This window comes from Cryobacterium levicorallinum, assembly GCF_004402405.1.
In the GTDB taxonomy this organism is placed as follows: Bacteria; Actinomycetota; Actinomycetes; order Actinomycetales; family Microbacteriaceae; genus Cryobacterium; species Cryobacterium levicorallinum.
This window is the reverse complement of sequence record NZ_SOFE01000004.1, coordinates 102149-122543: the sequence shown is the minus strand read 5'-3', so window position 1 is coordinate 122543 and position 20395 is coordinate 102149. Positions and strand designations below refer to the sequence as shown.

Sequence of the window (20395 nt, the reverse complement as noted above, 5' to 3'; positions counted from 1 at the left end):
GTTTCAGCCTAGATGCGCTAGACGTTGCCGCCGATCAGTGCACCGATGACATAGGTGACCGCGAGGGCGAGGATGCCGCCGATGACAATTCGGGCGATCGCGCGCGGTTTCGGGCTGTTGCCGAGGTGCGCGCTGAGCCAACCGGTGATAACGAGGGCGATCAGCACCGCGACGAAGGTGGCCGCGATGCGCCATTCGGCCGGGGGCAGCAGGACGGCGAGCAGGGGGAGCGCCGCGCCGACGGTGAAGGCGATAGCGGATGCGTATGCTGCGTGCCAGGGATTAGAGACGTCCTGCTCGGTGATGTGCAGTTCAACCTCGAGGTGCGCGCCGAGGGCATCATGCTCGGTCAGTTCGACCGCGACCTGCTGGGCAGTCTGGGGCGACAGGCCCTTGGCCTGGTAGAAGCCGGCGAGTTCGGCGAGTTCCTCGTCGGGCTCGTTTTCAAGTTCCCAGGTTTCCTTCGCGATCAGGGCGCGTTCGGAGTCGCGCTGGCTGCTCACCGACACGTACTCCCCGAGCGCCATCGAGATCGCCCCGGCGAGCAGGCTCGCGACACCGGCGATGAGGATGACGTGGGAATCCGTGGTCGCGGCGGCGACACCGACGACGAGGGCGGCGACAGAGACGATGCCGTCATTCGCGCCGAGAACTCCGGCGCGCAGCCAGTTCAACCGTGAGGCAAGGCCGGCGGCGTGTGGTTCCACCACGTGAGACAAATTGGTCATGAGTAAGGATAGGCAGGGTGTCGAGGCCTGGTCCAGCAAGGTGTGGCTAGCCTTGCGCGGGCGGTTGGCGTGGGCGGACGCGGATTCAGGGTGCGACCCGACGCCTGATTCACGCGATAGAGTTTCAGATGGTCGGTATGTCTTGATGTCGAGCTATTTTGCGGCAACGACTGCTGTCACCAACAATCTCAATTACCCATCATCATGTAGCGATCTACCGGCACCGGCAGGTGATCGCCACGACGCGGATTGGAAGAGCAGCGTGGACCTTTACGAATACCAAGCGAGAGACCTCTTTGAGGAATATGGTGTACCGGTTCTGCCGGGCATTATCGCCGACACCCCCGCCGAAGTGCGTGCAGCGGCCGAGAAGCTCGGCGGCGTTGTCGTCGTCAAAGCGCAGGTCAAGGTCGGCGGCCGCGGCAAGGCCGGCGGTGTCAAGGTAGCCAAGACTCCGGATGACGCCGAGGCCGCAGGCCAGGGCATCCTGGGCCTGGACATCAAGGGCCACACCGTGCACCGCGTCATGGTGGCGGGAGGCGCCCGCATCAAGCAGGAGTTCTACTTCTCCGTGCTGCTGGACCGGTCCAACCGCTCCTACCTGTCGCTCGCCAGCTACGAGGGTGGCGTCGAGATCGAAATTCTCGCCGTCGAGAAGCCCGAAGCGCTCGCCTACACGGCCGTCGACCCCGCGGTCGGCATCGACCTCGCCGTCGCGAAGCAGATCGCGATCGACGCAAAGTTCCCGGCCGAGCTCGTCGACAAGGTCGCTCCGGTCTTCGTCAAGCTCTACGACGTATTCACGGGTGAAGACGCGACCCTGGTCGAGGTCAACCCGCTCGTCCTCACCGAAGAGGGCGACATCATCGCCCTCGATGGCAAGGTCACGATCGACGAGAACGCCGATTTCCGTCACCCCAAGCACGCCCTCCTCGAGGACGCTGCCGCGGCTGACCCGCTCGAAGCCAAGGCAAAGGCCGCCGGCCTCAACTACGTCAAGCTCGACGGTGAAGTCGGTATCATCGGCAACGGCGCTGGACTCGTCATGTCAACCCTTGACGTTGTCGCCTACGCCGGCGAGAACTTCGGCAGTGTCAAGCCGGCCAACTTCCTCGACATCGGGGGCGGAGCATCCGCTGAGGTCATGGCTGCCGGCCTCGACGTTATTCTCGGTGACCCGCAGGTCAAGAGCGTGTTCGTTAATGTCTTCGGCGGCATCACCGCCTGTGACGCTGTCGCCAAGGGTATCGTGGGCGCGCTCGCCGAGCTTGGAAGCGCCGCCAACAAGCCGCTCGTGGTGCGCCTCGATGGCAACAACGTCGAGGAGGGTCGTCGTATCCTCGCCGAGGCGAACCACCCGCTCGTAACACTGGCCGCCACTATGGACGAGGGCGCCGCCAAGGCCGCCGAACTCGCCCACGCAGCGAAGTAAGGGACAACAATGTCAATCTTCCTCAACAAGGATTCCAAGGTCATCGTTCAGGGCATCACCGGAGGTGAGGGCACCAAGCACACCGCCCTCATGCTCAAGGCCGGTACCCAGGTCGTCGGTGGCGTCAACGCCCGCAAGGCCGGCACCACCGTCGTGCACGGCAACGTCGAACTCCCCGTCTTCGGCACGGTCAAGGAAGCCGTCGAGAAGACCGGCGCCGACGTGTCGATCATCTTCGTACCGCCGGTGTTCACCAAGGACGCCGTTATCGAAGCGATCGACGCCGAGATTCCGCTGCTCGTCATCATCACCGAGGGTGTCCCGGTGCAGGACTCGGCCGAGTTCTGGGCCTACGCCATCAAAAAGGGCAACAAGACCCGCATTATCGGCCCGAACTGCCCCGGCATCATCACGCCCGGTGAAGCACTCGTCGGCATCACCCCGGCCAATATCACCGTCAAAGGCCCGGTCGGACTCGTCTCCAAGTCGGGCACCCTGACCTACCAGATGATGTACGAACTGCGCGACCTCGGCTTCTCCACCGCGATCGGTATCGGTGGCGACCCCATCATCGGCACCACGCACATCGATGCCCTCGAGGCCTTCGAGAACGACCCGGAGACGCTCGCCATCGTCATGATCGGCGAAATCGGCGGCGACGCTGAAGAAAAGGCCGCCGAGTACATCAAGGCGCACGTCACGAAGCCGGTCATCGGCTACGTGGCCGGTTTCACCGCCCCCGAGGGAAAGACCATGGGCCACGCCGGCGCCATCGTCTCCGACGGAGCCGGAACCGCCCAGGGCAAGAAGGAGGCCCTCGAGGCCGCCGGAGTCAAGGTCGGCAAGACGCCGAGCGAGGCTGCGACCCTGCTGCGCGAGGCACTTGCCGCACTGTAAGTAGAACGTTTGAGGGGCTCGCCGGGTGACCGGCGGGCCCCTTTCTACGTGCGGCCTTGGCAAGCATTGTCACCGGGGCGATATAGGCTCACAACGGATGAACCGCATAACGACCGCCCTGCTCGCCGCTCTTGAGGCATTACTTGTTGTCGCCATCGGCATCGGCATCGCCATGGTGCCGCTCACCATACTCTGGGCCGCCCACTTCGGCCTGTCCGTCGAATGGTTCGTGTTCTGGCGGGCCGCGGCCGATATCTGGCTGCTCGGCAACGGTGTCGACCTCACGGTGCAGCTCGGCCCGGACGTGGCGGCCGCGCTCGGCCTGGCGGGTGCCGACACCCCTTTTCTGGTCACCGTCGTGCCGCTCGGCTTCGCCATGCTCTCCGTACTCATGGGCATGCACACCGGCCGTCGCGCCGCCGAAACCCCGCACCGCTGGACCGGCGTCGGCGTCGCCGTGGGCACCTACGCCGTCCTCGCCGCGCTGGTGACCCTGTCCGCCGTCTCGGAGACGGTCACGCCCAACCAGCTGCAGGGGCTTCTGCTGCCGACGCTCATCTATGCGGTCGGCGTTGTGGTCGGGGCGGAACTGGGGCGGCGCCAGACCGTGGAAGTGGCGGAGCGTCTGGATCCGGTGAGCCGGCGCATCCGCTCGTGGTATCGAAAGCTGCCGCATACCACCCGCATCGTGATCGCCGGGTCCCTGCGCGGCGGAACCGCTGCCGCCGCGGGGGTGCTGATCGTGTCGGCCGCGACCGTGGCCGTGCTTATCGCTCTCAACTATGCGACCATCATCGGGCTGTACGAGGCGGTGCAGGCCGGGGTATTCGGCGGCGCCACGATCACCCTCGCGCAGCTCGCGCTCATTCCCAACCTCGTCATCTGGGCCGCAGCCTGGTTCATTGGCCCGGGAATCGCGATGGGAGTCGGCACCAGTGTCTCGCCGATCGGCACCGTGGTGGGCACCTTGCCCGGCCTGCCCATCTTCGGCGCGCTGCCGCAGGGCACGCCGGCCTACGGATTTATCGGGCTGCTCGTTCCGGTGCTGATCGGCTTCGCATTCGCGGTCGTGACCCGGCAACGGCTGGCTCTCCCCGATGTGCCCGAGCGACGTGTGGCCGAACGAAGTGCGATCGAACACATTCTCACCGGCCTCGGCATGGGGGTGGTCGCCGGAGCGCTGCTCGGGCTGCTCTCCTGGTGGTCGGCCGGCGCGATGGGCCCCGGCCGCCTCGTCGAGGTCGGCCCGAATCCGCTGCTGGTCGGCGCGCTCGCCGCAGCCGAAATCGGTGTCGCTGCGGCCCTCGGCATGCTTGCCGGCCGGGTGCGAGTCCCGTCGGGGCTCCCGGTCAAACGGTAAGCTCAAACGGTGCTGTCTATTGTCGTGCTGATCTCCGGCGGAGGATCCAACCTGCGAGCCCTGCTCGAGGTGTCCGAAGACGCCGAATTTCCGGCGCGAGTCATCGCGATCGGCGCCGACCGCGACGCCGACGGGCTGGAGCTCGGGATCGAATTCGGAATCCCGGCCTTCTCCGTTCCCTTCTCGTCGTTTAAAGACCGGGCGGCCTGGGGCGACGAACTGCTCGCCCAGATTCAGCAGTGGCAGCCCGACCTGGTCATACTCAGCGGCATGATGCGACTGCTGCCGCCGCGCGTCGTCGCCGCGCTGTCGCCGAACCTGATCAACACGCATCCGGCCTATCTGCCCGAATTTCCGGGAGCCCACGCCGTGCGTGACGCCCTCGCCGCCGGCGCCGTGCAGACCGGCGCGAGCATCATCGTCGTTGATAACGGCGTCGACGAGGGCCCCATTCTCGTCCAGGAACGCGTCGATATCGAGCCCGGCGACACCGAAACTTCCCTGCAGAATCGCATCAAGATCGTCGAACGACGCCTACTCATCCAGGCCGTGCTCGACATCGCAAACGGACATATGAACCTCAAGGAGAACTCCAAAGCATGAGTGGACACACCAACGCGCCCAGCACGTACCGTAACCGGGACCAGATCACCATCGAGCGCGCACTCATCTCCGTGAGCGACAAGACCGGCCTGCTCGACCTGGCCGCCGCCCTCAAAGCGGATGGCGTCGAAATCGTTTCCACCGGATCCACCGCGGCCACGATCCGCGCCGCCGGCTACGACGTCACCGACGTGTCGGCCGTCACCGGGTTTCCGGAATCACTCGACGGCCGGGTCAAGACCCTGCACCCGGGCGTGCACGCCGGCATCCTCGCCGACCTGCGCCTCGAAACCCATGAAGCGCAGCTGGCCGAGCTCGGCATCAAGGCCTTCCAGCTCGTCGTCGTCAACCTGTATCCGTTCGTGGAAACCGCCCTGAGCGGTGCCGAACCGGCTGATGTGATCGAGCAGATCGACATCGGCGGACCGGCGCTCGTGCGGGCATCCGCTAAAAACCACGCCAACGTGGCGATCGTCGTCGACCCGGCCAGCTACGGTGAGATCATCGAGGCCGTCGCTGCTGGCGGTTCGACCCTCAAGCTGCGCCAGAAGCTCGCCTCGCTCGCCTTTGAGCACACCGCCGATTACGACCTGAGCGTGTCGGCCTGGTTCACCGAAAACGTCTACGACCAGTGGCAGGACGACGTCGAGGCGCTCGATGAGGACGTCGAGTTTGCGGCGGCCGACGACGACGAGGACGAGGAAGAGGCGCCGTTCCCCGAGGGGCTCGGCATCGAGGTCACCCGCGAAGCAATTCTGCGCTACGGCGAGAACTCGCACCAGGCCGCCGCGCTGTACGTCGGCGAGGGGGGCCGCGGCATCGCCCAGGCCCGACAGCTGCACGGCAAGGAAATGTCGTACAACAACTACGTCGATGCGGATTCCGCGGTGCGGGCCGCCTTCGACTTCAGCGAGCCGGCCGTCGCGATCGTCAAGCACGCCAACCCGTGCGGAATCGCCATCGCCAAGCCCAACGCGCCGGACGGAATCGCTTCAGCCCACCTGCGTGCGCACGCCTGCGACCCGATCTCCGCGTTCGGCGGCGTGATCGCTGCGAACCGCGTCGTCACGCTCGCCATGGCTGAAACGGTCAACGGAATCTTCACCGAGGTGCTCGTCGCCCCGGGATTCGAGCCGGCTGCGGTCGAGCTGCTCACCCAGAAGAAGAACATTCGCCTGCTCGAGCTGCCGGCCGACTACGAGCGTTCCTCGCTCGAACTGCACCAGATCTCGGGCGGCCTGCTCGTGCAGCAGACCGACAGCTTTGAAGAATTCAGCTCGGCCGGCTGGACCCTCGTGGCCGGCCCCGAAGTGGATGCCGCTACTCGCACCGACCTGGAATTCGCGTGGAAGTCCTGCCGTTCCGTGAAGTCGAACGCCATTCTGCTCGCGCATGCCGGGGCATCCGTCGGGGTGGGAATGGGCCAGGTCAATCGGGTCGACTCTTGCCACCTCGCCGTGAGCCGCGCCGGCGAGCGGGCCGAGGGATCGGTCGCCGCCTCTGACGCATTCTTCCCCTTCGCTGACGGGCTCGAAGTTCTGCTCGTCGCCGGAATCAAGGCCGTCGTGCAGCCCGGCGGATCGGTGCGCGACCCCGAAGTCATCGCCGCAGCCACCGCGGCCGGCGTCTCGATGTACTTCACCGGAGAGCGCCACTTCTTCCACTAGAGCGCGCGCAGAGCACCCTGAATCTCGCAGTCAGGGTGCTTTTTGCGTACCCGGGCCGCGCAGGTGTTCCCCCCCGCTGCGCGTGCCAGTTATCCTGTTCGAGGCGGTGCCACATAACGGCGCCACCGCACTCGGCTCACAAGGCCCGACACAACGGAGTTTCCATGACCCTCACGCACCCAGCCGCCGCCCTCGATTCCCTCGCACAGATTCCACTTTCCCACGAGAAAGTGCTGATCACGACGGGAGAACGCTCAGGGCTCCTGATCACGGTCGCCGTTCATTCCACCCGGCTCGGCCAGGCCCTCGGCGGTGCGCGCCTGTGGCAGTACGCCACCTGGACCGACGCCGTAGCCGACGCCCTGCGCCTTTCTGCCGCCATGACCCTCAAGAACGCGGCCGCGGGCCTCAATCTCGGCGGCGGCAAATCGGTCATCTACTTGCCGCTCGGCACCGTGCTGACCGATGCCGAGAAGCGCCTGGCGATGCTCGACCTCGGCGACGCGATCGAGAGCCTGAACGGCGCGTACATGACCGCCGAAGACGTCGGCACGAGCGCCGAACTCATGGCGATCGTCGCCGAACGCACGAACCATGTCTGCGGGCTGCCCGCCGCGAGCGGCGGCGTCGGCGAACCGGCCGATGCAACGGCGGCCGGCGTCTACGCGAGCATCGAATCCACCCTGGAGGCGCTCTTCGGCAGCCGGGAGGTACGCGGCCGCCACCTCGTCATCTCCGGACTCGGCCAGGTTGGCGGACGCCTGGCCCGAGCCCTCGCCGCGGCCGGGGCCACGCTCACCGTCACGGATATCAACCCCGACAAGCACGCCCTGGCCGAAGAGCTCGGAGCGAGCTGGGTGTCGGTCGCTGACGCGCACCGCGTGCACGCCGACCTGTTCGTACCGTGCGGCCTCGGCGGCGTGCTGACGTCCGGCGTTATCGCGGAGTTGAACGTGCTGGGCGTGTGCGGCGCCGCCAACAACCAGCTCGCGGTGCCTGCCGGAGCGGACCAGCTGGGCGCGCGAGGCATCCTCTGGGCACCGGATTTCGTCGTCAACGCCGGGGGAGTCGTCTACCTCGCCATGGCGAGCGAGCCGAACGCCGACCTTGGCCAGATCACGGCCCGCGTCGCTGCTATCGGCACCGTGCTGACGCAGATCTTCACGGATGCCCGCGCGAGCGAGATCACGACGCTCGCGGCCGCCGAGATGCTCGCCGCTGCACGCCTGCACGCCGCCCGGTAGCCTCTTCAGTCCCTGGGCGTATTCAGGACTGCGCCCGAAACGGGTGGCCGCTACGCCGATTACCGGACCGCTGCCGATATCGGGCGCGGCCACGGGCACGGCCACGGGCGCGGCCACGGGCGCGGCCACGGGCACGGCCACGGGCGCGGCCACGGGCACGGCGCGGGTTCCGGCCACGAACGGGCCTGCGGCCGGCGCCGCCGGCGACTACTCGCGCAGGTCGGCTGGGATGGTCGGCAGCACCCGCGCGGCAGCCCGGCGCTCCTTGAGCGTCGTGCGGGCAGCCTTGGCCAGCTCCGTGAGAATAGGAATGCCGGAGAGCAGAATGATGCCGATGATGAAGAACTCGGAGTATTTGGCGACGAATGCGAACTGGCCGAGGAAGTAACCGACCAGGGTGAGGCCGACGCCCCAGGCGAAGGCCCCGATCGCGTTGTAGGTCACGAAGCTGCGGTAGCGCATCTTGCCGACGCCGGCAGCGACCGGCACGAAGGCCCGAAATATGGGCAGAAAACGGGCCAGAATGATCGACTTGCCGCCGTGCTTGGCGAAGAAGGCGTTGGTGCGCTCGACGTTCTTCGGGTTGAAGAATCGGTTCTTCTCCCGCGAAAAGACCGCTGGCCCCGCTTTTCGGCCGATGACATAGGCGAGCTGATCGCCGGCGAACGCTGCCACGAATACGACCAGACAGGTCACCCAGATCGGCAGCGGCACCACCCCGGTCGCGGTGAGCAACCCCACCGTGAACAGCAGCGAATCACCCGGCAGGAACGACAGTACGATGAAGCCGGTCTCGACGAACACAACCACGGCAACGCCCAGAAGCACGAACGATCCAAACGAATGGATCAGCCACTCAGAGTCGAGAAAATCGATTCCGAACAGGGTGGGCAGCATGAAGAATCCTTCCGGAACTCGCGATGGCACAGAAATTGGCATGCCCGCGATAGACGTTGCACCCAGACTACGGGACACCTACCTGTGAATTGCCGAGTGGGCGACGCGCGGCAAGCGGATGCTGCCGCACCAGAAAATCCTTGCCTTCCGCCCCCGGTTTCCCATATTCTGGAAGGCTGCCTGATCCGGGGGCATGAGACACACATAACTTTCAGGCGCCCAGGAGGCAGACATGACAAAGACAGCACCGATCACGCTCGCACTGATTGCGAACGACGGCGCTCACTTTGGCGCCGGCGCCCCGGTCCCCGCCGCAACTGCGTCCCTCGTCGACTAGCCACCTTCTTGTCGCGCTCGGCCTGGTGCCGACGCCGGCATCGATCTTGTCCCGTCAGCATCCACTCATCACGGCCGTTGGGCACCCCGCTGACGCGTTTGTAGCGCCGATAAGTGTCGTCGTTTGCAATTTTCCTGTCGCCGGTACTGTTTGGTCTGGCGACCACAGTCATTCGCTGCACCGCCCACTCTGAAATTCGGGGGCGCGGGGCGCAGCCGCATCATCATCAGGACTGGACCATGACCACCACCGCTCCACTCGTACCGCCGTCCGAAGCAGACGTCCCCGCAGGCCGGGCCAACACGTTCCGCAGCCTGCAACGGCTCTACCCCTACGCTAAGCCGGCCCTGCCGCGCATCTACCTCGGCATGGTGGCTGCGCTGCTCGCCGGTCTCGTAGCCCTGGCCATCCCACAGGTTCTGGCCTGGCTGGTGGACGGCCCGCTGAGCCGGGTCGGCAACGGCGACAGCGCATCACAGATCTGGCCAGCCGTGTGGATCGTGCTCGCTCTCGGTGTGCTCGAGGCCATCATGATCGCCCTGCGCCGCTGGTTTGTGCTCACCCCCGGCACCCACATCGAGGCGCGCATGCGCAACCACCTCTATGCCCGGCTGCAGGACCTGCCGGTAAGTTTTCACGATCGCTGGCCGAGCGGCCAGCTGCTCTCGCGGGCCGTGAGCGACCTCAACCTCATTCGCCGCTGGGTGTCGTTCGGACTCGTGCTGCTCGTCGTCAACTTTCTCACCATCGTCGTCGGCGTCGCCATTCTGCTCTGGATGCACTGGCTGCTCGGCGTGATCTTCGTCGTCTGTTCCATTCCGATCTGGATCTACGGCTACGTCTTCGAGGAGAAGTACTCGGTGATCGCGCGCCGCAGCCAGGATCAGGCCGGCGACCTCGCGACCGCCGTCGAGGAGTCGGTGCACGGCATTCGCGTCCTGAAAGCGTTCGGGCGCGGCTCGTTTGCGCTGAAGAACTTCGCCTCGCAGGCGGAAAGCCTGCGCGGAACCGAGATCGAGAAGGCACGCGCCATCGCCGGAATTTGGCTCTGGTTGCTGCTCGTGCCCGACGTGGCGTTCGCGCTCTGCCTCGTGACCGGCGTCTGGCTCACCAGCCAGGGCGACCTCAGCGGCGGCGAACTGCTGGCGTTCTTCGCCACCGCAACCGTGCTGCGGTTTCCGGTGGAGTCGATCGGGTTTCTGCTGTCGATGACCTTCGACTCGCGCACCGCAACCGACCGATTCTTTGATATTCTCGACACCCCGAACGAGATCACCGACCCCGACAAGCCGTCCACCCTGGCCGCGCCGCTCGGCCGACTCGCCTTCGAGAACGTGCACTTTCGCTACCCGGATTCGCCGGAGCGCTTTCCCGACCTGCTCGACGGCATCGACCTCGTGCTCGAACCGGGGGAGACCATGGCGCTGGTCGGGCTCACCGGCTCCGGCAAGAGCACCCTGACCGCGCTCACGACCCGCCTGTACGACGTGACCGCAGGCGCTGTGACGCTCGACGGCGTCGACGTGAGGGCACTCAGTCGCGAGGAGTTGCGCAGCCACCTGGCCATGGCATTCGAGGATGCGACGTTGTTCTCGGCATCCGTCCGGGACAACGTTCTGCTCGGGCGTGCCGACCTGTCCGAAAACACTCCCGAAGCGGATGCCGCGCTCGCGCAGGCCCTGCAGATCGCGCAGGCCGGTTTCGTGCACGACCTGCCTCTCGGCGTGGACACCTTGGTCGGCGAGGAAGGCATGAGCCTGTCCGGCGGGCAACGGCAGCGCCTGGCGCTGGCGCGCGCGGTCGCGGCGCGGCCATCCGTTCTGATTTTGGATGACCCCCTGTCGGCGCTCGATGTAAACACCGAATCGCTCGTGGAGAACGCACTGCGCGAGGTTCTCGTCGACACCACGGCGCTCATCGTGGCGCACCGTCCGTCGACGGTCATGCTCGCCGACCGGGTGGCGCTGCTCGAGAACGGCCGTATCACTGCGGTCGGCACGCACTCGGAGCTGCTGCGCACCAGCCCGCACTACACCTTCGTCATCTCCAGCCTCGAAGACGAAGAACGCAGAGAATCGAACCGAGCGGGAGGATCGCTGTGAGTGTCAGCGGCGTCAAGGGCGAGGAACGCCACGACTTCACCAAGGCCGAAAGCAAACAGATTCGGGCTCGTTCGCTGCGGCTGCTTGGTTCGTTGCTGTTTCCGGTGCGCGCCAAGGTCGTGCTTGCCATGCTGGTCGTGGTCGTCTCGACCGCCGCGCAGGTGTCCGGCCCGGCGCTGATCGCCTTCGGCATCGACCGAGGCTTGCCCGCATTGCTCAAGCAAGACTGGATGCCGCTCGCCGCGACCGGCGCCATCTATCTCGTCGCCGGGGTGCTCGGCGCGCTGCTCATCGCCTGGTACACAGTGTTGAGCGCCCGCGTGAGCCAGGCCGTGCTGATCGACCTGCGCAAGCGGGTGTTCCTGCACACCCAGAAGCTCAGCCTGGAGTTTCACGAGTCGTACACCTCGGGCCGCATCATCTCGCGCCAGACCAGCGACCTCGACGCCATTCGGGAGCTGCTTGACTCGGGCATCAACCAGCTGGTACAGGGCATCCTCTATATGTCGTTCACCGCGATCGCTCTCGTGCTGCTCGACGGCACCAGCGGACTCGTGCTGCTCGGCGCGCTGCTACCGCTGGTGATTCTCACCCGCTGGTTCCAGGTGCGCTCGCAGAGCCTGTTTCGACAGTCCCGGGTCGCCTCGGCGAGCCTGATCGTGACCTTCGTCGAGACCATGACCGGCATTCGCGCGGTGAAGGCGTTTCGCACCGAAAAGCACAACGAAAGGGTGTTCGGCAAACTCGTCGAAAGCTACCGCATGGTCAACGCGCGCGTGATTCAGCTGTTCGGAGTGTTTGATCCGGGGCTCGTGCTGATCGGTAACGTGACGGTCGCGGCTGTGCTGCTCGTCGGCGGATTTCGGGTGGCCGACGGCCAGCTGGCCATCGGCGCGCTGCTCGCGACGCTGCTCTACACCCGCCGGTTCTTCGATCCGATGGAGGAGATGGCGATGTTCTACAACTCCTATCAGTCGGCCGCGGCGGCGCTCGAGAAGATCTCGGGTGTGCTCGAGGAGCGCCCGGGCGTGCCCGATCCGGTTGCCCCGGTCGACCTCTGGGAGGCTCGCGGGCGGGTGCGATTCGACAATGTGCAGTTCGCGTATCAGGTCGATCGGGAGATTCTCCCGCACTTCGACCTCGACATTCCGGCCGGGCAGACCATCGCCCTGGTCGGATCGACCGGAGCCGGCAAATCCACCCTCGCCAAGTTGATGAGCCGCTTCTACGATCCAACGGATGGCCGGGTGCGGCTCGACGACGTCGACCTGCGCGACCTGCACCCCAAGGACCTGCGCCGGGCGATCGTCATGGTCACCCAGGAGGCCTACCTGTTCAGTGGTTCAGTCGCCGAGAATATCGCCATCGGCAAACCGGATGCTTCGGCGACAGAAATTCGCGCTGCCGCGGCCGCCGTCGGTGCTCACGACTTCATTGAGACCCTGCCGAACGGGTACGACACCGACGTGAACAAACGCGGCGGGCGGCTGTCGGCCGGTCAGCGCCAGCTGATTTCGTTTGCGCGGGCTTTTCTGGCGAACCCGGCGGTGCTCATCCTCGATGAGGCCACGTCGTCGCTCGACATTCCCAGCGAACGCCTCGTGCAGGAGGCGCTGCAGACTCTTCTGGCCGATCGCACGGCCGTGATCATCGCGCACCGGCTGTCGACGGTCGCGATCGCCGACCGGGTACTCGTGATGGAACACGGCCGCATCGTGGAAGACGGCACCCCGAACGACCTCATCTCGGGGACCGGCCGCTTCGCGACGATGCACGCCGCCTGGCGCGACTCCCTGGTGTAAGGGCCTCCGGGGCGACGAGCCTCCTCGTCGCCCCGGCCAACGAGTTTGTGCCGCGCTACGGTTGCGCCAATGCGCGGGACTTGCGCCAATGCGCGGGACTTGCGCCATTGCGCGGGACTTGCGCCAGTGCACGGGAAATCGGGCAGTGGGCATCCGCTCGGCGATGGCGCGCTGCGACGCGCTGCCCTGGAGATGCGCCACTGTGCGGGACTTTCGAGACCACAGCGGTGGCGGTCGAGAACGCTGCGCGGCAGTTGAGCCAGTGCGCGGGACTTCGGGTCCGGCCAGGGCTCCCGCGCCTCGCGAAGCCGGGCAATTTGTGTAGTCGAGCAGGGCGGGACTCGTCGGGCAGGAGGCCGAGGTATTCATGGGGTTCGGAGATGCGTCTGGCGACATGACGATTATGTCCTGAAGTTTGTATTAGCTAGACACGACATAACTTCATACATAGACATACAGATATGAGCACTTTCTCGTTGATCGATTTAACCAATTTGACGACGTGCACACGGGTGGCCATCGCAATTGTTGCGGCGGCGGCGGCTGCTGCTGCGAGCGACGGAATGCTGGGCAAACTGGCGCACCGCATTTCGCGGCTCGTGGTTCACGTTCCCGACGCTCAGCTCGTTGCTGTCACTGTGGGGTGGTGGCAAAGAAGGCTGGCCGGAATGGCCGCCGCAAGCACATTTGTCTGGTGGGTCGGCGCGAACCGCAGCCACCCACTTGTTGATCTGATCGTCGCAGGTGAGATCGCCGGAGGCATCTTTGGCTCGACGCGCATCTGTCTGGCCCGTTTGTAGGCCTGCTCGGTATTCATCCCCGGCACCTCCATCAGAAGTACCCGCCAGGCGGCGGCGAGTTTCTCGGCGGTGATTGCCTGATCCAGGGTGCCCAGGCCGCGCAGCAGGGCGTCACCGACCGAGGCTGAAGGTTCAGCGCGAGATGCCGGTGCCGGGCCAGGAATGGGGCCTGGCACCGTTATGTGCGCGGCGACCGCTGTGATTGAGCCGAGCGTGCGGCGCGGCAATCGAGCGCGCTACGTGGGCGGTGACCAGCGCGCGGCGCGGTAATCGACGCGGTAGGCGGCATCCGCTTCGATGGTGCTGGCAGCGGCAGACCGCAGCAACGGCGTGTGCTCGGCCTCGTAGTGCGGCAGCGCCTGGGCCGCATGACCGATCGGCGGATGCCCGCTGGCGCGAATCACCCGCCACCAGGCCACGTCGGAGCCGTAGCGGGCCATTACCTGGCCGACGGCACGGGCGGCGCGGGAACCGAGCTGCGCGGCCACGCCGCCGTAGGTCATCACCCGACCCGGCGGGATCGAATCGACCACGCCGAGCACCCGGGAGACGAAGTCCTCGGGCCCACTCACTAAAGAAATTAGAGCTGCAGGGAGCCGATGACCTCGCCGAACTGGGTTTCGCCGACATCGACAAAACCGAGCCGGTGGAAGAAGGCCTCCGGGCCGTCGGTGCCCGGCTCCCAGATAACGTTGACGTGGTCGAATCCGCGTTCACGGGCTTCGGTGGCGAGGGCTTCCGCGGCGAACTTGCCGACGCCCTGGCCCTGGGTCTCCGCGTTGACGTTGATGCGCCAGATGCAGGCGCGAAATTCTTCGTGCTCGGAGTTCGGGTCGAAGTTGCCGTGGATGAAACCAGCGACGACGCCGTCGAGGAGCACCACGCGCTGCCACGAGGTGGCCGGGTTGATCACCGAGGCGGCGACCGAATACGAGACCGGTGCAATGAATTGTTCCTGGCCAGGCTTGAGGCTCAGATTGTTGGCCGCGACGATGTTTCGTGCAGATAATTCTTCCAGCTTCAGCTCACCCATGTGTTCAGGCTAACGTGCGTCCGGGGTAGCCGGTAGTCGAGAGGGCGTTTGACCCCCGCAATTCATCTCGCAAATTTATCTCGATGTCAAGATAGTTGCCGGCCTCTAGTAAGCTTGACGGTGGTCGTGACGGCCACACTGAATAAAGAGGAGATATTTTTGTCGAAGATTAAGGTTGAGGGAACAGTTGTCGAGCTCGATGGCGACGAGATGACCCGTATCATCTGGCACGCGATCAAGGAAACGCTCATTCATCCGTACCTCGATATCGACCTCGAGTACTACGATCTCTCCATTCAGAAGCGCGACGAAACCAACGACCAGATCACGATCGACGCGGCCCACGCCATTCAGAAGCACGGCGTCGGCGTGAAGTGCGCGACCATCACGCCCGACGAAGCGCGGGTTGAAGAATTCGGCCTCAAGAAGATGTGGCTCTCGCCGAACGGTACCATTCGCAACATCCTCGGCGGTACCATCTTCCGCGAGCCGATCGTCATCTCCAATATCCCGCGCCTCGTGCCGGGTTGGAACAAGCCGATCATCATCAGCCGTCACGCTTACGGTGACCAGTACAAGGCCACCAACTTTCGTTTCAAGGGCAAGGGCACGCTCAGCATGACCTTCACCCCGCAGGACGGCAGCGAGCCGTCGACCTTCGAGGTGTTCGAAGCTCCCGGCGACGGCGTCGCCATGGGCATGTACAACCTCGACTCGTCGATCACCGACTTCGCCCGGGCCACGCTCAGCTATGGCCTCGAGCGCAACGTGCCGGTGTTCCTCTCGACCAAGAACACCATCCTCAAGGCCTACGACGGCCGGTTCAAAGACATCTTCCAGGACATCTTCGACACCGAATTCAAGACGGCGTACGAAGCGGCCGGTCTCAGCTACGAGCACCGCCTCATCGACGACATGGTCGCCTCGGCCATGAAGTGGGAGGGCGGCTACCTCTGGGCCTGCAAGAACTACGACGGCGACGTTCAGTCCGACACCGTCGCACAGGGCTTCGGGTCGCTCGGCCTCATGACCAGCGTGCTCTCCACCCCCGACGGCAAGATCGTCGAGGCCGAGGCAGCCCACGGTACCGTGACCCGTCACTACCGCCAGCACCAGCTCGGCAAGCCCACCTCGACCAACCCGATCGCGTCGATCTACGCCTGGACCCGCGGCTTGTCCCACCGTGCGAAGCTCGACAATAACGCGGCCCTGGCTGAGTTCGCCCTGACCCTCGAAGACGTCGTCATCAAGACCGTCGAAAGCGGCAAGATGACCAAGGACCTCGCACTCCTGGTCGGCCCGGACCAGACGTACCAGACCACCGAGGAATTCCTCGCCTCGCTCGCTGAGAACCTGCAGACCCGCCTGGCGTAACCCGAACCAGCCCAAAGGACCTCGACCGTTTTCGGTCGGGGTCCTTTTTGCGTACACGAGTGGATGCCCACCCGCTGCGGTACCCGAATCTGCGCGCTGGTGGTGAGCCGGCGGTGCGTCAGCCGGCGAGTGCGCCGGCCGTTGCGGAAACGTCGGAGGTCGTGCAGAGCTGACCCAGACTCCCCGCCTGCGGGACCTGGGGACTGCCCCTATCCGGGGGTGGCCGAGCGCGCTACGGTCACGAGCGAACTGTGCATCGGAACAGTTTTTGTTTCTGTTGTGGAACGAGACCACCTCACACCCTTATCGGATTGGACACCCACGTGAGTTCTTTCTTCAGGCGCACGATGTCGTCGCCGGATGCTGCGCTGAAGCCAGCGTTCACATCGCGCACACGGCGCCGCGCCACAATCGCCGCCGCCGTCACCATTGCCCTGGTGGGCGCATCAACACTCGTCGGCGGGGCGCCGCCCGCGCTGGCAGCGCCAGCCGCAACCGGCCTCGCCGGAAGCATCGGCTCGCCCAGCGGGCAGCGGATGGACTTCACCGCGGGCCGTTACATTGTGACCCTGAGCGACGATGCTGTCGCCCTGTATCGCGGCGGAGTCAACGGGTTCTCGGCGACGATGCCCGGCCTGGGCGCCAAACTCGACGCGCAGAGTCGCTCGGCCGAAACTTACCGGGACTACCTGACTCGCCTGCAGAGTGAACTGGCGGCATCCGTTGACGCCACGGTGGGGGCGTCGTACACGCTCGGGCTCAACGGATTCTCGGCAGAGCTCAGCGGTAAGCAGGCGGCGGCGCTCGCCGCGAAGAAGAACGTGGTGTCGGTGGTTCCCGACACCCTCCTGCACATGACCGCCGAGTCGTCGACCGACTATCTGCAGTTGAGCGGCCCGACCGGGGTCTGGTCCAAGCTGGGTGGCCCGAGCAAAGCCGGCAGGGGCGTGGTGATCGGGGTGCTCGACTCGGGAATCGCGCCGGAAAACCCGTCATTCGCCGGCGACGCGCTCGGCACAACGCCCGGCGACGAGCCATGGCTCGACGGTGACACGATCACCATGAACAAGGCCGACGGCAGCACCTTCACCGGCACCTGCCAGACCGGCGAGCAGTTCGCTGCGAGCGACTGCAGCACCAAGATCGTCAGTGCGCGGTACTACCTCGACGGGTTCGGCGCCGACCAGATCGGCACGGCCGCGACCGGCGAGTACGTCTCCCCGCGCGACGGCGACGGGCATGGTTCGCACACGGCGAGCACCGCCGGCGGCAACTTCGAGGTCGCCGCCAACGTCAACGGCGTCGACTTCGGTTCCATCTCGGGTGTCGCTCCGGCCGCCAAAATCGCGGCCTACAAGGTGTGCTGGTCCGGCCCCGATGCCACGACAGCGGATGATGACGGCTGCGCCGGCTCCGACATTCTGGCAGCCCTCGACCAGGCGATCGCCGATGGTGTCGACGTGATCAACTTCTCAATCGGCGGCAGCCCGGCTCAAACCACGTTTTCACCGTTTGACCAAGCATTTCTGGGAGCTGCGGCGGCGGGAATCTTTGTGGCGGCATCCGCTGGAAACGCCGGCCCTGGCCCGTCGACCGTCGACAACGTCGCCCCGTGGATCACCACGGTCGCGGCGAGCACCATTCCGGCCTTCGAAGCCACGGCCACCCTTGGCAACGGTTCGGCCTACGCCGGAGCGTCGATCACCGTGGACCGTAAGCCGGGAGCGACGCCGCTGTCGGGTTCCCTGGTGCGGGCCGATCTCGTGTCGGTCGACGGTTTCGAGCCGGCCGACGCGCTGCTCTGCGCGCCGAACTCGCTCGATACTGCGAAGGTGGCCGGCGCGATCGTGTTCTGTGAGCGCGGCGTCTACGACCGGGTCGCCAAATCGGCCGAGGTCCTGCGGGCCGGCGGCAGCGGAATGGTGCTGGTCAACCGCACCCCGCTCGACGTCGACCCGGACGAGCACTCGGTGCCGAGCATCCACCTGGATGCGCCAGCCTTCGACCCGATCTTCGCCTACGCGGCGACCGGCGGTGCGACGGTCACGTTCACTCCGGACAACACGACGGCCGAGCAGACTCCGGTGCCGCAGGTTGCCGGATTCTCCTCGCGTGGACCGTTGCTGGCCGACGGCGGTGACCTGCTCAAGCCCGATATCGCGGCCCCCGGCGTGGGAATTCTCGCCGACGGTGCCAACGCGGCTGGGGAAAACCCGACGTTCCAGTTCCTCTCGGGCACCTCGATGGCCAGCCCGCACATCGCCGGCCTGGCCGCGCTCTATCTCGGGGTGCGGCCGCTCGCGACGCCCGCCGAGATCAAGTCGGTCATGATGACGACCGCGCTGGACACCGTCGATTCCGCCGGTGTGCGCGTGACCGACCCGTTCGCGCAGGGTGCCGGAGAAGTCACCCCGTCGGCAATGGACTTTCCGGGGTTGATCTACCAGAGTGGTCCGGCCGATTGGCTGGCCTACCTGCAGGGGATCGGGTTCGATGCCGGCGTTGCACCGATAGACCCGAGCAACCTGAACCTGGCGTCGATCCAGATCGGTGCTCTCACGGCGCCGGAGACGATCACCCGCACGGTGACGGCCGTCCAGGTCGGCACCTACACCGCCACTCCGATCGAGATTGGCGGCATCGATGCGGTCGTTTCTCCAACCGAGATGACGTTCACGAGTGTCGGTGAGACGCAGAGCTACACGGTGACGTTCACCAGAACGGATGCCCCGCTCGACGTCTTCGCCACCGGCTCGCTGGACTGGGGTTACGGCGATGGCGGCTCGGGTGACCCTGGCGACTTCTTCTCCATCGTGCACAGCCCGATCGCGGTTCGTCCGGTCACCGTCATTGCCCCGACCGAGGTGGCTGGCGCCGGCGTGGACGGCACGGTCGATGTGACCGTCGCCCCCGGCGGGTCGGAGCCGGTGGCGCTGAACCTCAGCGGCCTGGCCAAGGGGGTGCACCAGAACAACGCCGACGACCCGTCCAGCCCGCACACCGATGCGGGCACGACCGGCGACCAGTTCGCCTACGAGGTAGAGATTCAGGGCGACCGGCTGGCACGGTTCGACCTGAACGCCGTGGATGATGCTTCCGACCTCGACCTGTTCGTGCTGCTGCTCGACGGCCCGGGTGGCAACCCGATCGCCGGCTGGCAGTCGGCCACCGGGTCCGCCGATGAGCATGTCGACCTGAGCGACCCGGAGGCTGGCTTCTATCAGGTCATCGTGGACGTCTTCTCGGGCACGACCACGTTTGACGTGAACACGTTCGCGGTTTCGTCTGGCGAGCCCACGAACGGGTTCGCGGCGACGCCGCCGACGATTCAGGGGCCGCAGGGTGTGCCAATCACGTACGCGCTGAGCTGGGCCGGTCTGGTGCCGAACACGCCGTATCTGGGCGTGGTCGACTATGGCGACAGCTCGGCGTCAACGGTTCTCGCCATCGCGGCGAGCGAAGGCAGCGAACCGGTACTGAACACGGTGGCGCCGAGCATTTCGGGCACGCCCGAGATCGGTTCGGTGCTGACGGCTGACCCCGGCCAGTGGACCACCGCGGGTTTGACCTTCGGCTTCCAATGGCAGAGCGACGGAGTCGACATCGCCGGCGCGACCTCGGCGACGTTCAAGCCTACGGCGGCGCTCGCCGGAACGACACTGACCGTGCTGGTCACTGCGTCGGTGCCGGACGGGCCCAGCGTAGCGGCGACCTCGGCCGGGGTCGTGCTGAAGTACGCCGCGAAGGTTGCGGTGAGCCTCAACCACCGAGCCGTGTTCTTCTCCAGTCGCGTCACCGCGTCGATCACGGTCACCAGCAAGGGTGAAGTGGGCGACACTGCCACCATCACGGTCGACACGCGCCGCTTCACGGTGGCGCTCGATGAGAACGGTCGCGGCAGCGTGACGCTGCCGAAGCTCAGCCGTGGCCTCTACAAGGTCGCCGGGCAGTATGCCGGCAACGACCTGGTCGCGGCCGCGAAGAGCGCGTCGCGCTCGCTACTGATCGTGCGGTAGCCCCCGCGGCAGTGGTGCCCGGTCCCTGACCGCACTCTGGACGGGGCCCGGGCCCGGTTTCATAAGGTGGGCCCGGGCCGGGAACGGGTTGCGAGGCTTGGCA

The 20395-nt window shown here is 65.9% G+C and carries 15 protein-coding genes; 11 read left to right on the top strand and 4 right to left on the bottom strand.

Going from position 1 to position 20395, the window contains the following annotated elements; genetic code table 11:
* Positions 1-17: 17 nt before the first annotated feature.
* Positions 18-728 (bottom strand): VIT1/CCC1 transporter family protein, encoded by a 711-nt coding sequence (locus tag E3O11_RS02750; protein ID WP_092449594.1) that lies wholly within the window; start codon positions 726-728, stop codon positions 18-20.
* 262 nt (positions 729-990) lie between these two features.
* On the opposite strand from E3O11_RS02750, the gene sucC reads away from it, so the two are divergent.
* From sucC to E3O11_RS02720, 6 genes are all read left to right on the top strand, one after another.
* Entirely contained in the window at positions 991-2160 is a 1170-nt protein-coding gene (sucC, locus tag E3O11_RS02745; RefSeq protein ID WP_092449597.1) for an ADP-forming succinate--CoA ligase subunit beta, read from the top strand.
* 9 nt (positions 2161-2169) lie between these two features.
* Positions 2170-3057 carry a succinate--CoA ligase subunit alpha gene (gene sucD / locus E3O11_RS02740; RefSeq protein ID WP_092449599.1) on the top strand — a complete coding sequence of 296 codons (888 nt, stop codon included), beginning with the start codon at positions 2170-2172 and terminating at the stop codon, positions 3055-3057.
* 97 nt (positions 3058-3154) lie between these two features.
* The gene (locus tag E3O11_RS02735) at positions 3155-4417 is read left to right on the top strand and encodes a cell division protein PerM (protein WP_092449601.1); all 1263 of its coding nucleotides are present in this window, start codon (positions 3155-3157) and stop codon (positions 4415-4417) included.
* Positions 4418-4426: 9 nt separating this feature from the next.
* A complete protein-coding gene (gene purN, locus E3O11_RS02730) occupies positions 4427-5020 on the top strand; it encodes a phosphoribosylglycinamide formyltransferase (protein ID WP_092449603.1) in 594 nt (197 codons plus the stop codon).
* Entirely contained in the window at positions 5017-6687 is a 1671-nt protein-coding gene (purH, locus tag E3O11_RS02725) for a bifunctional phosphoribosylaminoimidazolecarboxamide formyltransferase/IMP cyclohydrolase (protein WP_092449606.1), read from the top strand. The genes purN and purH overlap by 4 nt, the downstream gene beginning before the upstream one ends.
* 164 nt (positions 6688-6851) lie before the next feature.
* The gene (locus tag E3O11_RS02720) at positions 6852-7931 is read left to right on the top strand and encodes a Glu/Leu/Phe/Val dehydrogenase dimerization domain-containing protein (RefSeq protein WP_092449608.1); all 1080 of its coding nucleotides are present in this window, start codon (positions 6852-6854) and stop codon (positions 7929-7931) included.
* A 207-nt stretch (positions 7932-8138) separates the two neighbouring features.
* Here E3O11_RS02720 and E3O11_RS02710 read toward each other — a convergent pair whose 3' ends face one another.
* A complete protein-coding gene (locus E3O11_RS02710) occupies positions 8139-8828 on the bottom strand; it encodes a DedA family protein (protein ID WP_092449610.1) in 690 nt (229 codons plus the stop codon).
* A 576-nt stretch (positions 8829-9404) separates the two neighbouring features.
* Between E3O11_RS02710 and E3O11_RS02705 the strand changes: the two genes are divergently transcribed.
* From E3O11_RS02705 to E3O11_RS02695, 3 genes are all read left to right on the top strand, one after another.
* Positions 9405-11267 (top strand): ABC transporter ATP-binding protein, encoded by a 1863-nt coding sequence (locus E3O11_RS02705; protein WP_092449612.1) that lies wholly within the window; start codon positions 9405-9407, stop codon positions 11265-11267.
* On the top strand, positions 11264-13069 hold the full coding sequence (locus E3O11_RS02700) for an ABC transporter ATP-binding protein (RefSeq protein WP_092449614.1): 1806 nt from the start codon (positions 11264-11266) through the stop codon (positions 13067-13069). The genes E3O11_RS02705 and E3O11_RS02700 overlap by 4 nt, the downstream gene beginning before the upstream one ends.
* A 461-nt stretch (positions 13070-13530) precedes the next feature.
* Positions 13531-13869, top strand: coding sequence for a hypothetical protein (locus tag E3O11_RS02695; protein ID WP_092449616.1), 339 nt, complete (start codon positions 13531-13533; stop codon positions 13867-13869).
* 236 nt (positions 13870-14105) lie between these two features.
* On the opposite strand, the gene E3O11_RS02690 is transcribed toward E3O11_RS02695, so the two are convergent.
* Together E3O11_RS02690 and E3O11_RS02685 are read right to left on the bottom strand one after the other, a co-directional pair.
* Positions 14106-14441 (bottom strand): MGMT family protein, encoded by a 336-nt coding sequence (locus tag E3O11_RS02690; RefSeq protein WP_373866153.1) that lies wholly within the window; start codon positions 14439-14441, stop codon positions 14106-14108.
* A gap of 8 nt (positions 14442-14449) precedes the next feature.
* Positions 14450-14902, bottom strand: a complete 453-nt coding sequence (locus tag E3O11_RS02685) for a GNAT family N-acetyltransferase (protein ID WP_092449620.1) — start codon at positions 14900-14902, stop codon at positions 14450-14452.
* Between the two features lie 159 nt (positions 14903-15061).
* Here E3O11_RS02685 and E3O11_RS02680 point away from each other — a divergent pair, with 159 nt between their 5' ends.
* Positions 15062-16276, top strand: a complete 1215-nt coding sequence (locus tag E3O11_RS02680; RefSeq protein ID WP_092449622.1) for an NADP-dependent isocitrate dehydrogenase — start codon at positions 15062-15064, stop codon at positions 16274-16276.
* 323 nt (positions 16277-16599) lie between these two features.
* Positions 16600-20292: a S8 family serine peptidase gene (locus E3O11_RS02675; RefSeq protein ID WP_241991189.1), complete on the top strand. Its 3693-nt coding sequence runs from the start codon at positions 16600-16602 to the stop codon at positions 20290-20292.
* The last annotated feature ends 103 nt before the right edge of the window (positions 20293-20395 follow it).